13 protein-coding genes are annotated in these 14,796 nt (G+C 69.0%); 6 read left to right on the top strand and 7 right to left on the bottom strand.

All coding sequences use genetic code 11. The annotated features are described in order from the left end of the window. The first annotated feature begins 23 nt into the window (after nt 1-23). Nucleotides 24-1,670, top strand: coding sequence for a tetratricopeptide repeat protein (locus BM360_RS01590; protein WP_242653255.1), 1,647 nt, complete (start codon nt 24-26; stop codon nt 1,668-1,670). Beyond that, nucleotides 1,667-2,482, top strand: a complete 816-nt coding sequence (locus BM360_RS01595) for a 4-(cytidine 5'-diphospho)-2-C-methyl-D-erythritol kinase (RefSeq protein WP_242653256.1) — start codon at nt 1,667-1,669, stop codon at nt 2,480-2,482. Before BM360_RS01590 ends, BM360_RS01595 begins: the two co-directional genes overlap by 4 nt. A 202-nt stretch (nt 2,483-2,684) precedes the next feature. Here BM360_RS01595 and BM360_RS01600 read toward each other — a convergent pair whose 3' ends face one another. The 7 genes from BM360_RS01600 to miaA all read right to left on the bottom strand — a co-directional run bounded on the left by BM360_RS01600 (nt 2,685) and on the right by miaA (nt 10,777). Beyond that, complete coding sequence (locus BM360_RS01600; protein ID WP_165611171.1) at nt 2,685-3,134, bottom strand: nuclear transport factor 2 family protein; 450 nt, start codon at nt 3,132-3,134, stop codon at nt 2,685-2,687. Between the two features lie 82 nt (nt 3,135-3,216). Next, nucleotides 3,217-5,358 (bottom strand): penicillin acylase family protein, encoded by a 2,142-nt coding sequence (locus BM360_RS01605; protein ID WP_093309731.1) that lies wholly within the window; start codon nt 5,356-5,358, stop codon nt 3,217-3,219. 158 nt (nt 5,359-5,516) lie between these two features. Continuing rightward, entirely contained in the window at nt 5,517-6,128 is a 612-nt protein-coding gene (locus BM360_RS01610) for a YceI family protein (RefSeq protein ID WP_093309733.1), read from the bottom strand. Between the two features lie 110 nt (nt 6,129-6,238). Then, on the bottom strand, nt 6,239-7,258 hold the full coding sequence (gene ilvC / locus BM360_RS01615; RefSeq protein ID WP_093309735.1) for a ketol-acid reductoisomerase: 1,020 nt from the start codon (nt 7,256-7,258) through the stop codon (nt 6,239-6,241). 117 nt (nt 7,259-7,375) lie between these two features. Continuing rightward, nucleotides 7,376-7,891 (bottom strand): acetolactate synthase small subunit, encoded by a 516-nt coding sequence (gene ilvN / locus BM360_RS01620; protein WP_093309738.1) that lies wholly within the window; start codon nt 7,889-7,891, stop codon nt 7,376-7,378. Between the two features lie 107 nt (nt 7,892-7,998). Continuing rightward, nucleotides 7,999-9,762, bottom strand: coding sequence for an acetolactate synthase 3 large subunit (locus BM360_RS01625; RefSeq protein ID WP_093309744.1), 1,764 nt, complete (start codon nt 9,760-9,762; stop codon nt 7,999-8,001). A 76-nt stretch (nt 9,763-9,838) separates the two neighbouring features. Further along, the gene (gene miaA, locus BM360_RS01630) at nt 9,839-10,777 is read right to left on the bottom strand and encodes a tRNA (adenosine(37)-N6)-dimethylallyltransferase MiaA (protein ID WP_242653257.1); all 939 of its coding nucleotides are present in this window, start codon (nt 10,775-10,777) and stop codon (nt 9,839-9,841) included. Between the two features lie 108 nt (nt 10,778-10,885). On the opposite strand from miaA, the gene serB reads away from it, so the two are divergent. The 4 genes from serB (at nt 10,886) to BM360_RS01650 (ending at nt 14,772) form a co-directional block, all read left to right on the top strand. Continuing rightward, a complete protein-coding gene (gene serB, locus BM360_RS01635) occupies nt 10,886-11,764 on the top strand; it encodes a phosphoserine phosphatase SerB (RefSeq protein WP_093309753.1) in 879 nt (292 codons plus the stop codon). Nucleotides 11,765-11,843: 79 nt separating this feature from the next. Next, nucleotides 11,844-12,158: an FtsB family cell division protein gene (locus BM360_RS01640; protein ID WP_093313578.1), complete on the top strand. Its 315-nt coding sequence runs from the start codon at nt 11,844-11,846 to the stop codon at nt 12,156-12,158. Nucleotides 12,159-12,266: 108 nt separating this feature from the next. Continuing rightward, nucleotides 12,267-13,319 carry a pyruvate dehydrogenase (acetyl-transferring) E1 component subunit alpha gene (pdhA, locus tag BM360_RS01645; RefSeq protein WP_093309755.1) on the top strand — a complete coding sequence of 351 codons (1,053 nt, stop codon included), beginning with the start codon at nt 12,267-12,269 and terminating at the stop codon, nt 13,317-13,319. A 1-nt stretch (nt 13,320) separates the two neighbouring features. After that, nucleotides 13,321-14,772: a pyruvate dehydrogenase complex E1 component subunit beta gene (locus BM360_RS01650; protein WP_093309758.1), complete on the top strand. Its 1,452-nt coding sequence runs from the start codon at nt 13,321-13,323 to the stop codon at nt 14,770-14,772. The last annotated feature ends 24 nt before the right edge of the window (nt 14,773-14,796 follow it).

A 14,796-nucleotide genomic window follows, 5' to 3' on the forward strand; every position in this document is an offset into this window, starting at 1 on the left:
CGATGCCGCATAGGCTCGGCCGCATGACCCGTCTTGCCGCGTTGCTGCCGCTCCTCCTGCTCGCATCGCCGGCGAGGGCGAGCCTTCCCGAGGAGCAGGCGGTGCGCGCCTATGTGCGGGCGCGGGCTGCCGATGCTGGCGGCGACCTGTCCTTCGCCGCGCGCAGCTATGCCGATGCGCTGGCGGCACAGCCGGGCGACCCCACGCTGGCATTGCGTGCCTTCCGTCAGGCGATGGCAGCGGGGGATCGGCGGCTGGCGCTCGATGCGGCGCGGATGCTCGAGGTACAGGGCAAGCTGACGCCCGACGGGCGGCTGCTGCTGGTGGCAGAAGCCTTCACCGCCAAGGACTGGAAGCGCGCTGCTGCCGGGATCGCGCAGGTCGAGCAGGATCGCGCCTTTGCCTTCCTCGCGCCCGTGCTCCGCGGCTGGCTCACGCTGGGGCAGGGGAGAGGCGATCCCCTGGCGCCGTTGCAGGCGGAAGCCGCCGGCGCATCGCCCTACGCGGCGGAGCATCGTGCCTTCCTGCTGCTCGCCACCCGTCGCTATGATGAGGGGCTCGCCGCGCTGCGCACGCAGCTGGGCCAGCCATCCGGGCGGACGGTGCGGCTGAAGCTGGCGGCTGCCGCCACGCTCCAGCGGCGGGGCAAGGACAAGCTGGCGGCTACGCTGCTCGATGGCGACGATCCGGCGCTCGGCTATGCCCGTGCGCGGGTGGCGGCGCGGCGGGATCTGCCCGCGCCCGTGCTGACGCCCGCGGAAGGGCTGGCCGAGCTGTTCGCGCGCCTCTCCGTCGACATCAACCGGGAGCGGGTGACGCCGCTTGCGCTCACGATGGCGCGGCTGGCGACTTTCCTTGCGCCCGACAATGCCGAGACATGGCTGGCCACGGCCGAGCTGCTGGCAGCGGCGGACATGCCGCAGGCGGGCCTCTCCGCGCTGGGGCACATCGCGCCCGACGATCCGTTCGTCGAGGCGGCGCGGGTCGCGCGGTTCCAGCTGCTGGTGCGGCAGGGCGCGCAGGCGCAGGCCTTGACCGAAGCGCAGGCGGTGGTCGCGCGGGCGGATGCGACCAGCGCCGACTGGGTTCGCGTGGGCGACATCCTGTCGGAGCTCGACCGGCACGGCGAGGCGGCGGAGGCCTATGGCCGCGCCCTCACCATCGCGGAAGCGAGGCCGGAGGAGAAGGACGCGCTGTGGACCTTCTATCTGCTGCGCGGCGGCGCGCTGGAGCAGGCGAAGAACTGGGCGGCGGCCAAGCCCGACCTGGAGCGGGCGGCTGCGCTGGCACCGGAGCAGCCGGTGGTGCTCAACTATCTCGGCTATGCGCAGCTTGAGCGGCGGGAGAACCTCGATACGGCGGAGACGCTGATCGCGCGAGCGGCGCGGCTGAAGCCTGACGATGCTTCGATCACCGATTCGCTCGGCTGGGCCTATTATGTGCGCGGCAAGATCCCCGCGGCGGTGCGGACGCTGGAGCAGGCGGTGTCGGCGGAGCCGGGCGATGCGACGATGAACGAGCATCTCGGCGACGCCTATTGGACGGCAGGACGGCGCGTGGAGGCGCGTTATGCATGGCGGGCGGCGCTGGTTTCCGCGGCGGACGATGCCGCCAAGCGCATCCGCCAGAAGATCGATGCGGGCCTGACCACGGCGTCGGCGGCACCGTGACGCCTGTGATCGAGACGGCCTATGCCAAGCTCAACCTCGCGCTGCATGTCCGCAGGCGGCGGGAGGACGGCTATCATGAGCTGGAGACGCTGTTCGCCTTTGCAAAGGATGGCGATACGCTGAGCGCCACCATGGCAGACACGATCCGGCTGGAGGTGGTCGGGCCGTTCGCGGCGGCGATCGCGGGATCGAACCTCGTGCTCCGCGCCGCGGAGGCGCTGGCGGAGGTGGCGGGCGCGGGGCATGGCGCGCATCTCGTCCTGACCAAGAACCTGCCGGTTGCGGCCGGCATCGGCGGGGGCTCGGCGGACGCGGCGGCGGCGTTGCGGCTGTTGGCGCGGCTGTGGGGTGTGGACCCGGCGGACGAGCGGATCGGCGCAATCGCGGCAAGCCTTGGCGCGGACGTGCCCGCCTGCCTGCGATCCGAGACGGCGTTCGGCACGGGCAAGGGCGAGGCGCTGGCTGAGGTGCCGCTCGATCTCGCCGGCACGCCCGCCCTGCTGGTCAATCCGCGCGTGCCTCTGTCGACCGGGCCGGTGTTCGCGGGCTGGGACGGCATGGATCGCGGGCCGCTCGATCCAGCACGTTCCTTGCACGACGGCCGCAACGACCTGGAGCCGCCCGCCCGCGCGCTGGTGCCGGAGATTGGCGCGGTGCTGGACCTGCTGGGGCGGCAGCCGGGTGTGACGCTCGCCCGCATGTCGGGCTCGGGTGCGACCTGCTTCGCCTTGTTCGACGATGCCGAGGCGATGGCGGCGGCCGAGCGGGCGATGCCGGCGGGCTGGTGGACGCTGGCGACGACATTGCGCTGAGCCGCGCTGGCGCGCTTAAGTTGACAAAGTTGACACTCAGAGGCTCTTTTCCGACCTGTGTAGGACGGGCCGTCTGCGGCTCGTTCGCCGTAAGATGTTCGTGAAGCCGGCACGATGCACCGGCATGAGAATGAGCCGGAGCGGTTCGTAGCTGGCCATTTCCGACATTGCCAGCCCGTCCGCGGAAGCGGCGGGGTGCTGATCAGCGAGCCTCGGCGATCGTTGCCTGGCGGGCGATCAGCTGCCAGCCCTGGCTGCGTTTCGCCCACACATCGGTGAACGGCCGCATGACCTGCTTGCCGGCGCCAGGCCCCTTGATCGGGACCATCGTGTCATAGCCCATGATCACCGTCACCTCGGGCTTCTGGCCGACATAGGTGATGTGCTTGCGGAAGCCCTTATAGTCGAGGAAGTCCTGCTCCATCACGGCGATCACCTGCTCGCGACCGAGAACTTCGTTGTTCGGCGAATTGACGACGAAATCCTCCGCCCACACGCTGCGCACGCCCGCGGCGTCGTGCGCCATCATCGCCTTGCCTAGCCTCCCGTAAGCGGCGCCAATCTCCGGTGGCATGCGGACGCCGGGCGTGGGCTGGGCTGCGGCGGGCGTGGCCATGACAGCTGCTGCGAGCAGGGCGATCGTCTTGCGCATGGAGCCGTTCCTCGTTCGTGAGCCGAAGGCAGGATGCGTCGGCTGCGCGGGCGCGACAATGACCGGGATCACCGCGCCGGCTTCACTCCCCCGGTCGATATCGCCGCTCGACATGCCCGGCGAGTTCGTCGGGCCAGAAGTAGACGGAGCGGAGGCGGCCCGCCGCATAACGGTCGATCTGGTCGGCGAAGTGCGGCGAGGCGGGGTTGCCGCTCTGGCCGCCGGCCATGACCGCCCAGGCGCGGACACGCGGACCGAACTCCACCACCGCGACGAAGCTGTTGCCGACATTGCCGTACCAGCGCTTCGTATTGGGGTAGGTCTTCGACCCGAAGGCGGCGAGCGAGCCCCAGCGCGAGGCGGTGAAGGGCACGGGCGTGCTGGGTTGCGCATCGTCGAAGCGGGGGCGGATGGCCGGATCGATCCGCTGAAAGCGGTTGATCGCGCCCCAGGGCGTGCGCCAGCTGCCGAAATCGCGGGTGAGCGTGGCGACGGCGGCGTCGAGCGCGGCGAGGCGGGCGGCGGGGGTGAGCGGGATCCGCTCGGGCGTGCGCGTCGTCAACCAGTCGGCGGGCAGCTCGGCCTGATGGCGGCGCCAGAGCTCGTCGCCCCAGAAGATGGCGAGTGCGGTCGGGATCGAGTCGGCGCTCCACCGGCGATCCCAGGCGCGTAGCGTGCGGATCGGCTCGGCTAGCGCGGCGCGACGCAGATCGGCGGGCGGCAGCGCGTCCCATGCGGCGACGAGCCATGGGACCAGCGTCTCGAAGGCGGGCAGCGCCGGATCGTAGGCGGCGGCGATCAGCGTCTCGGGCGTCCAGTCGCGCCGGCCCTCGAGCAGGCGATCCGCGTGGAGGCCGCGCGCATTCTGGCCTGTCTGATCCATGTAGCGGGGGAAGCGCGCCTCGACCGGGCTGTCCGGCCCTGATGTCCACCAGGGACCATTGTTGGTGTTGAACGCCCAGCCGGTGCGCGGACGAAGCACGTTGGGCAGGGTGCCGGTGGCGTGCAGCGCACCCCAGGCGGTTGCCGGATCGCTGCCGTCGACGGCCTTCGTGTAATCGAAGCGATCATCGCGGACGGGCGTGAACTGGGGGCGGAGATAGGCGATCTCGCCCTTCGCGTCGGCGAACAGCGTGTCGTTGGAGCTGTTCGCCTGCCGCTCGGCGACCTGCATGTAGCTGGTCAGGTCGGTCGCGCGGGTGCGCAGCCAGCTTTGTTCGAGTGCCGGCACCGGCTTCCACATCATCGCGGCGGCGATCCACTTGCCGCCGCGATCCGCCACGATGGGGCCATGGCGGGTGGCGAAGGTGGTGAAGGTGCGTGCGGCCGCCGTGCCGTCCGGCATCCGATAGTTGAGCGTGATCGTGCGGGTGGTGACGGGTAGCGACCGGGTGCCGAAGCGGTAGCGGCGTTCGCTTCCGCGCGTCTCGATCGTCTCGGCAAACTCGTCCACCGCGTCGACCGTTGAGGAGGTGTGCATCCAGCCGGCCTTCGCGTTGAAGCCCTGATAGATGAAGAACTGCCCCCAGGTGGACGCGCCATAGGCGTTGAGGCCGGCATCGCTCGTCATCTGCAATTCGGAGCGGAAGTAGAAGCTGGTGTGCGGATTGATGAGCAGCAGCGCGCGGCCGTTCTTCGTGTTTGCGGGCGCGATGGCGATGCCGTTGGAGCCGTCGGGCTCCGCCGGCCAGGGATCGCGTGCGGCGGCGATGCGCTTGGGTGGACGGCCGTAGAAGGCGGCGAGTGCATCGAGATCGATCTTCTCGATATCGCCGCCGATGCTGCCTTCGGTGAAGGAGAGCGCCATCCACGGCTCGAACCGGGTGAGGGCCTTGGGTTTCACTTCGGGGTGCGTAGCGAGATAGAAGTTGAGGCCAGCCGCCCAGCTGTCCATCAGCGCGCGGAGCCAGGCCGGGCTTGCGCGATATTGCGCCTTCAGCGAGGCCGGATCGGCGAACAGGCGCTGGCGCAGGTCCGCCCACAGCGCGCCCTCGCCCTCGGCCTCGGCGGTGCGGCCGAGTGCCGTCAGGTAGTTGGCTTCGATGCGGGGGAAGTCGTCCTCGGCCTGCGCATAGACCGCGCCGAAGACCGCATCCGCATCGCTGCGGCCGTGGACGTGGGCGATGCCCCAGTCGTCGCGCGTGATGGTGACGCGTGCGGCCTGCGCGCGGAGGCGGGGGAGTTCGGAGGGTGCAGCGGTGGCGAGGAGGGCGGCAAGGAGCATGGCGGCGACGCTAGGTGCGTGCTTGGATGCCGTCCACCGTCGTCATGCTGAACCTGTCTCAGCATCCACCGGGCCGCACACCCCAAAGCGCGAGGCGGCACGCCCGGTGGACCCCGGAACAAGTCCGGGGTGACGACGGATGGGGGAGGGTGCGGCGCTTACTTTTTCTCGAACGCCACGGTGATCTTGAGCGGCACGACATCGGAGACGAGGCCGACGCCATAGCTGACGCCGAAATCGGACCGCTTGATGCTGGTGGTCGCCTCGAAGCCGACGTTGAGCGCCTTGGGCGGCATCATGCCGTTCCCGGCGCCGGTGAACTTGGCGTCGAGCACGACCGGCCTGGTCACGCCCTTGAGCGTCAGATTGCCCGCGATCTTCGCGGTCGTGCCCGAGACGGTGACGCGGGTGGACTTGAACGTGGCGGTGGGGAACTTGGCCGCGTCGAAGAAGTCGGGCGTCTTGAGGTGGCCGGTCAGCTTGTCGCTCGTGGTGGCGATGCCGTCCATCGGCACGGTGATCTCGACCGAGGCGGCGTTCGGCTTGGCCGGATCCAGCACCAGCGTGCCGGTGGCGCCGCCGAAGATGCCCCAATAGCTGTTGAAGCCGAGATGGTTGACGGTGAACAGGATCTGCGTGTGGCCGCTGTCGACCGTGTAGGTGCCGGCGGTGACACGCTTGGCGTCGGGCGCGCCGGGGGGCGAGGTCGGCGCCTGGGCGAGAACGGGCGCGGCGAGCGCGAGAAGGGTGGCGGCAAGCACGAGGCGCATGGATCAGGCTCCCTGTTCGTTTCGGAGCTGACGCTACGCGTCTCGTGTGACGGGCGGAAGGGTGGGCGATCGAAACGGTTCGTTTCCGGCACCCGCCCTCCCGCTTTCGCTCAGTTCTTCGCCTTGTCGACCAGCTTGTTCTTGGCGATCCACGGCATCATCGCGCGCAACTGGCTGCCGACCTGCTCGATCGGGTGGGCGGCGGCGAGCTTGCGCGCGGCCTTCAGCTCGGGCTGGCCGGCGCGATTGTCGAGCACGAAGCGGGAGACGAAGCGGCCCTGCTGGATGTCCTCCAGCACGCGCTTCATCTCCGCCTTTGTCTCCGCCGTGATGAGGCGCGGGCCGGTGGTGATGTCGCCATATTCGGCGGTGTTGCTGATCGAATAGCGCATGTTGGCGATGCCGCCTTCATACATCAGGTCGACGATCAGCTTCACCTCGTGGAGGCATTCGAAATAGGCCATTTCGGGGGCGTAGCCGGCCTCGGTCAGCGTCTCGAACCCGGCCTGGATGAGGTGGGTGAGGCCGCCGCACAGCACCGCCTGCTCGCCGAACAGATCGGTCTCGCATTCCTCGCGGAAGGTCGTCTCGATCACGCCCGAGCGGCCCCCGCCGACGGCGGAGGCGTAGGACAGGGCGACGTCGTGGGCGTTGCCGGACGCGTCCTGGTGGATCGCGATCAGGCAGGGCACGCCGCCGCCGCGCTGATATTCCGAGCGGACGGTGTGGCCGGGGCCCTTCGGCGCGATCATGAACACGTCGAGATCGGCGCGCGGCTCGATCAGGCCGAAGTGGATGTTGAGGCCGTGCGCGAAGGCGAGCGCGGCGCCCTCCCGCATGTTGGCGTGGAGATCGTCGGCGTAGATCGCCGCCTGATGCTCGTCGGGGGCGAGGACCATGACGATGTCGGCCCACCTGGCGGCGTCCGCATTGGTCAGGACCTTGAAGCCGGCGCCCTCCGCCTTCTGCGCGGTGGCGGAGCCGGGGCGAAGTGCGATGGCGACCTCGGCCACGCCCGAATCCTTGAGGTTCTGCGCGTGGGCGTGCCCCTGCGAGCCATAGCCGATGATGGCGACCTTCTTGCCCTTGATCAGGCCGATATCGGCGTCGGAGTCGTAGTAAACGCGCATGAATTGCTTCCTTTTCTCGACGTCATGCCAGCGCAGGCTGGCATCTCGCGAGGGAGCGCCCGGCCGTGCGAGGCCCCAGCTTCCGCTGGGGCGACGGTTGATGGTGATGGTGGTTGATCAGAGCGGGTCTTTCCCCCGCGCGATGGCGGCGACGCCGGTGCGCGCGACCTCGACGAGGCCGACTTCGCGCATCAGCTCGGTGAACTTGTCGATCTTCTCGGGCCCGCCGGTGACTTCGAAGATGAAGGACGCGGTGGTCGCATCGACGACGCGGGCGCGGTAGACCTCAGCCAGGCGCAACGCCTCGATGCGGTGATCGCCGGTGCCCGCCACCTTCACCAGAGCCATCTCCCGCGCGACGTGCGGGCCGGTATCGGTGAGGTCGACGACGCGGTGGACGGGCACCAGCCGGTCGAGCTGGGCGATGATCTGCTCGATCGTGGCGGGCGCGCCCGAGGTGACGATCGTGATGCGGCTGACGCTGGCATCCTCCGTCACGTCGGCGACGGTCAGGCTCTCGATATTGTAGCCGCGCGCGGAGAACATGCCCGCGATCCGCGCGAGGATGCCGGCTTCGTTGTCGACGGTGACGGCGAGCGTGTGGCGCTCGGCGGCTTCGGGGCGGATGTGCATGGCTGTCCTGGTCCGTCATGCCAGCGCAGGCTGGCATCTTCTTGAGGCTGTGCCTAGTCGATCGAGGTCCCGGCTTTCGCCGGGACTTCGGCTCTCGTGCAGCGTCGCTACACGAGAGCCTTGGCCTCGTCGTCCATCTCGCCCGATACCTCGTTGGCGTGGAGGATCATCTCCGTGTGGGCAGCGCCGCTCGGGATCATGGGGAAGCAGTTCGCCAGCTTGGCGACGCGGCAGTCAACCATAACCGGGCCGTCGGCGCGGAGCATCGCCTCGATGCCGTCATCCAGCTCGTCCGGCCGTTCGATCCGGATGCCGCCCCAGCCATAGGCCTCCGCCAGCTTCACGAAATCGGGCAGCGAGTCCGAATAGCTCTGCGAATGGCGGCCGGCATAGGTGAGATCCTGCCACTGGCGGACCATGCCCATATATTCGTTGTTGAGGATGAATACCTTGACCGGCAGGCGATATTGCGTGGCGGTCGCCATCTCCTGAATGTTCATCTGGATCGATGCCTCGCCGGCGATGTCGATCACCAGCGCATCCGGAAAGCCGATCTGCGCGCCGATCGCGGCCGGCAGGCCATAGCCCATCGTGCCGAGGCCGCCGCTGGTCAGCCATTTGTTCGGCGCCTCGAAGCCGAAATGCTGTGCGGCCCACATCTGGTGCTGGCCGACCTCCGTCGTGATGATCGGCGCGCGGTGCTTCGTCGCCTCCCACAGGCGGCGGATGGCGTGCTGCGGCATGATCTCCGTCGCGGAAGACGGGAAGCCGAGCGACTTCTTCGCGCGCCATTCGTCGAGCCGGGCGAACCAGGGCGTCAGATCCTGCGCGGGATATTGGCGCGCCTTCCACAGGCGGACCATGTCTTCCATCACGCGGCCGACATCGCCGACAAGGCCGAGTTCGACGCGGACATTCTTGTTGATCGATGAGCGATCGATGTCGACGTGGATCTTGCGCGCACGCGGCGCGAAGGCATCGAGGCGGCCGGTGACGCGATCGTCGAAGCGCGCGCCGAGGTTCACGATCAGGTCCGCCTCGCTCATGGCGAGGTTCGCCTCATAGGTGCCGTGCATGCCGAGCATGCCGAGCCATGCGGGGTGGGAGGCGGGGAAGGCGCCGAGGCCCATCAGCGTCGAGGTGACGGGCGCACCGGTCAGCCGCTGCAGCTCGCGCAGCATCTGCGCGGCGCCCGGCCCCGAATTGATGATGCCGCCGCCTGTGTAGAAGACGGGCCGCTCGGCCGCTGCCAGCATCTCGACCGCGGTCTCGACCGCTGCCGGATCGGCCTTGATCTGCGGGCGATAGCTCTTGTGCGTCGTCGTGGCGGTGGGCCGGCGATAGGGGGCGGAGGCGACCTGGACGTCCTTGGGCAGATCGATGACGACCGGGCCGGGGCGGCCGGAGGTGGCGATGTGGAATGCCTCGTGGACGACGTCGCCGAGCTTCGCCGGATCCTTCACCAGATAATTATGCTTGGTGCAGTGGCGGGTGATGCCGATCGTGTCGCATTCCTGGAAGGCGTCCGTGCCGATCAGCGCGGTCGGCACCTGGCCCGTGATGATGACGAGCGGGATCGAATCCATCATCGCGTCGGCGATGCCCGTGACGGCGTTGGTCGCACCCGGGCCCGAGGTGACGAGGACGACGCCCGGCTTGCCCGTGGCGCGGGCATAGCCCTCCGCCGCGTGGACCGCGCCGCCTTCCTGGCGGACGAGGATGTGGCGGATGGCGCGGCGGCCTTCCGGCTGACGGAACAGCGCATCGTAGATCGGCAGGACGGCGCCGCCCGGATAGCCGAACACCACCTCGACGCCGAGATCCGTCAATGCCTGGATCAGCATGTCGGCGCCGGTCATCTCATTGGCCATGGCATCTCATTCCCGTGCAGCTGCACCGCCCCGGCAGGATGCTGCGGAGCGTGACGGGGCGGATAGGCAGAGGAAACTAACGCGTCAACAGGCTATTGAGCAATATTATTGCGTGATGGTTGATGGTGACTTCATCGAGTGGCTCGTGCAGGCGGGGCCATTCGGCGGGCGGCTGATGGGCGAACCAGGTGGTTTGCCGCTTGGCATATTGGCGACTGGCGGCGACGGCGCGCTCCACCGCCGCCTCCAGCGTCAGCTCGCCGCGGAGATGCGCGGCAAGCTCGGCCACACCGATGGCGCGCATGGCGGGCAGGGCAGGGTCGAGGCGGCGGGCGGTGAGCGCCGCCACCTCGTCGAGCGCGCCATCACGCAACATCGTGTCGAACCGGGTGGCGATCCGCGCGCGCAACCAGTCGCGCGGAGGCAGCAGGACAAGGGGCACGAGCCGGATTTCGTCGGCGATGCCGCCGGTGCGTGCGGCCTGCCAATCCGCCAGCGGGCGGCCGGTGGCGCGGACCACCTCCAGCGCGCGGGCGACGCGGGTGGTGTCGCTGGCGCGCAGGCGCGCGGCGGCGGCGGGGTCTTCCTGCGCGAGCGCGGCATGCGCCTCCGCCACGGGGAGGGCGCGGACGGCGGCGCGGATTGCAGGGTCGATCTCCGGCACCGGGGCGATGCCGTCGAGCAGCGTCCGGATGTAGAGGCCGGTGCCGCCGACGAGGATGGGGGGAGAGCCGGTGGCGTGGGCGGACGCGATCGCCGCCCTCGCCTCGGCCGCCCACGCGGCGGCGCTCGCCGGATCGGCCGCGTCGCGCGTGCCATAGAGGCGGTGCGGCGCGCGCGCTTCTTCCTCCACGCTCGGGCGGGCGGAGAGGAGGCGCAGGTCGCGGTAGAGCTGCGAGGCGTCGGCGTTGATGACGGTGCCGCCGGTCGCCTCCGCCAGCGCGAGGGCGAGGGCGGATTTGCCGCTGGCGGTGGGCCCGGCGATGAGGGCGAGGGGAGGAAGGTGCGCGTTCAATTCGTTCGCCCTGAGCTTGTCGAAGGGCCGTTCTTTCTCCATCCGCGCGGGAAAGGAAGGGCAGGGCTTCGACAGGCTCAGCCCGAACGGGTTTGGAGATCGAGAGCCGTGTTCATTGCGACCCTGGTGGCGGCCGATAGGCTGTCCTCCGACGATCTTCAGGAGGCGCAGGCGGCGCTGGCGCTCGCAGGGTGCGCGCCGGTGGATGCGGCGTGGCTGGACGAGGGCCAGGCCGCAGACCTGTTCTTCAACCTCGACCCCGCTGGCGCGCGGGCGGCGCTGGCGGATGCCGGCCAGCGCGTGGACGTGATCGTGCAGCCCGCCGCGCATCGCCGCAAGCGGCTGCTGGTCGCCGACATGGATTCGACCATGATCGAGATCGAATGCATCGACGAGCTGGCCGACTATGCCGGGATCAAGCCGCAGGTGGCCGAGGTGACCGAGCGGGCGATGCGCGGCGAGCTGGATTTCGAGGCGGCGCTGGATGCGCGCGTCGCGCTGCTGAAGGGCATGGAGGCCAGCGTGCTGGATCGCTGCCATGCCGAGCGGGTGCGGATCATGGCGGGCGCCAGGCCGCTCATCCGGACGATGCGGGCGAACGGCGCGCGGTGCGTGCTCGTCTCGGGCGGCTTCACCCACTTCGCCGACCGGGTTGCGGCGGAGATCGGCTTCGACCGGGCGCTCTCCAACGTGCTTGAGCTGGGGGACGGGCGACTGACGGGCACCGTCTCGCGCCCGATCGTCGGCGCACAGACCAAGCGTGAGACGCTGCTGGCAGAAGCGGCGGCGCTGGGGCTGTCGGCGCAGGAGACGATGGCGGTGGGCGACGGCGCCAACGACGTGCCGATGATCGAGGTGGCGGGGCTGGGCGTCGCCTATCACGGCAAGGAAAAGGTGCGTGCCGCGGCGGACGCCTGCGTGGTGCATGGTGACTTGTCGGTGCTGCTCTATGCGCAGGGTTATAAGTGCGCCGAGTGGGCGGACTGAGCACAGTCGGCATATTGTTTTGCGGAACCGGCGCGACGCTCTTGCGTCGTGAGTCGGACCCGTGTTCAACAGGATCGTCATGGCCCGCGTTCGCCCCAACCTGAACCTGATCCGGCAGGCCGCTGCGCCCGCGGCGGCGATGCTGGTGATCGGTTATTTCGCCTTCTCCGCGGTGGCAGGGGCGAATGGCATCCTCTCGCTCGGCGACTATCGCCGCCAGCTCGCCGCCAAGCAGGTGGAGCTGACGCGCGTGCAGGGGCATGTGGCGCAGTTGCAGCACCGCGTGCAGCTGCTCGACACGCGCCGCGGAGCCGATCCCGATTATGTCGACGAACTCGTCCGCGCGCGCACCGGCCAGATGCGCGACGACGAAGTGGTGCTGCCCATCCGCTGAGCCGTGGCGTGCGGCGGGTGACCGCCGGACCCCGATCCCAGCCGCTGCGTTGCGATCCCTGCCGCTCCCCTATAGGAGGAGGGCAACCCGCCCGCAGGAGCACATAAGTTGGCCCGCAAAGCACAGCCCGCCGCCCCCGCCGCTCAGCCGGCCGCACCCAATCGTGAACGGCCGGCCGAGCCCGAACGCTATCAGGCATCGCGCGAGGAGCTGCTGGAATATTACCGCCAGATGCTGCTGATCCGCCGCTTCGAGGAGAAGGCGGGCCAGCTCTACGGTCTCGGCCTGATCGGCGGCTTCTGCCACCTCTATATCGGGCAGGAAGCGGTCGCCGTCGGCCTGCAATCGGCGCTGGAGGTGGGCAAGGATTCGGTGATCACCGGCTATCGCGATCACGGCCACATGCTCGCCTACGGCATCGACCCGAAGGTGATCATGGCGGAGCTGACCGGGCGTGCCGCCGGCATCTCCAAGGGCAAGGGCGGCTCGATGCACATGTTCTCCGTGGACCATAAGTTCTACGGCGGGCACGGCATCGTCGGCGCGCAGGTGTCGCTCGGCGCGGGGCTCGGCTTCTCTCACAAATACAAGGGGGATGGCGGCGTGTGCCTCGCCTATTTCGGCGACGGCGCGGCCAACCAGGGCCAGGTCTATGAGAGCTTCAACATGGCGGAGCTCTGGAAGCTGCCGATCATCTTCGTGATCGAGAACAACCAGTACGCCATGGGCACCAGCGTGAACCGCGCGTCGGCCGAGGACCAGCTCTATCGCCGCGGCGAGAGCTTCCGCATCCCCGGCATCCAGGTGGACGGCATGGACGTGCTGGCGGTGCGGGGCGCGGCCGAGCGGGCGCTGGAATGGACGCGCGGCGGCAAGGGGCCGATCCTGCTCGAGCTCAAGACCTATCGCTATCGCGGCCATTCCATGTCCGATCCGGCCAAATATCGCTCGCGCGACGAGGTGCAGGCGGTGCGCGAGAAATCGGATCCGATCGAGGGCCTGAAGAAGGCCTTCGCCGAGGCCGGCATCACCGATGACGAGATCAAGGCCATCGACAAGGAGATCAAGGCGGTGGTGAACGAGGCGGCCGACTTTGCCGAGCAATCGCCCGAGCCCGATCTCTCCGAACTTCACACCGACGTGCTGGTGGGCAGCTACTGACATGACGATCGAACTCAAGATGCCCGCGCTCTCCCCGACGATGGAGGAGGGCACGATCGCCAAATGGCTGGTGAAAGAGGGGGATGCGGTGAAATCCGGCGACATCCTCGCCGAGATCGAGACCGACAAGGCCACCATGGAATATGAGGCGGTGGACGAGGGCACGATCACGTCGCTGCTCGTCGCCGAGGGGACGGACGGCGTGAAGGTCGGCACCGTCATCGCCACGCTGGCCGAAGAAGGCGAGGATGCGCCCGCACCTGCTGAGGCGCCCAAGGAGGCGAAGCCGCGCGACGAAGCGCCGGCCGATGCCGCGCAGAAGACGGGCGAGGCCGTCCAGCAGCCGAGCGACCAGAAGACCGAGCCGGAGAAGGAGTCGCAGTCCGAGGTCAAGCAGATGGAGACGGGCGCGCGCGATCTCGTCGCGGCGGCTGAGGCGGGCGGCGAAGGCGATGTCGACGCGGATGGCCCGACCGAGACGATGACCGTCCGCGAGGCGCTGCGCGACGCGATGGCCGAAGAGATGCGCGCGGACGATCGCGTTTTCGTGATCGGCGAGGAAGTCGCGCAGTATCAGGGTGCCTACAAGGTGACCCAGGGCCTGCTCGACGAGTTCGGTGAGAAGCGGGTGATCGACACGCCGATCACCGAATATGGCTTTGCCGGCGTCGGCACCGGAGCGGCGATGGGCGGCCTGCGCCCGATCGTCGAGTTCATGACGTTCAACTTCGCCATGCAGGCGATCGACCACATCATCAACTCGGCCGCCAAGACCAACTATATGTCGGGCGGGCAGATGCGCTGCCCGATCGTGTTCCGCGGGCCGAACGGTGCAGCGGCGCGCGTGGCGGCGCAGCACAGCCAGAATTTCGCACCCTGGTATGCCAGCGTCCCCGGCCTGATCGTGATCGCGCCTTATTCGGCGGCGGACGCGAAGGGGCTGCTGAAGGCGGCGATCCGCTGCGAGGATCCGGTCGTGTTCCTCGAGAACGAGCTGCTCTACGGCCACAGCTTCGAGGTGCCGACCGCGGAGGATTACGTCCTGCCGATCGGCAAGGCGCGGATCGCGCGCCCGGGCAAGGACGTGACTTTGGTCAGCTATTCGATCGGTGTCGGACTGGCGCTGGATGCGGCCAAGTCGCTGGCGGACGAGGGCATCGATGCGGAGGTGATCGACCTGCGCACGCTCCGCCCGCTCGACAAGGCGACCGTGCTGGAGAGCCTGAGGAAGACGAACCGCATGGTCGTCGTCGAGGAGGGCTGGCCGACCTGCTCGATCGCGTCCGAAGTTATGGCGATCTGCATGGACGAGGGCTTCGACGATCTCGACGCGCCGGTGAAGCGCGTGACCAACATCGACGTGCCGATGCCCTATGCCGCCAACCTGGAGAAGGCGGCGCTGGTGAAGGTGGGCGACGTGATCGCCGCAGCGAAGGCGGTCTGCTACCGCTGATCCGGCGGCTGCTGCCCCGGCCCG

It is taken from the genome of Sphingomonas jatrophae (genome assembly GCF_900113315.1).
Classification (GTDB): Bacteria; Pseudomonadota; Alphaproteobacteria; order Sphingomonadales; family Sphingomonadaceae; genus Sphingomonas_P; species Sphingomonas_P jatrophae.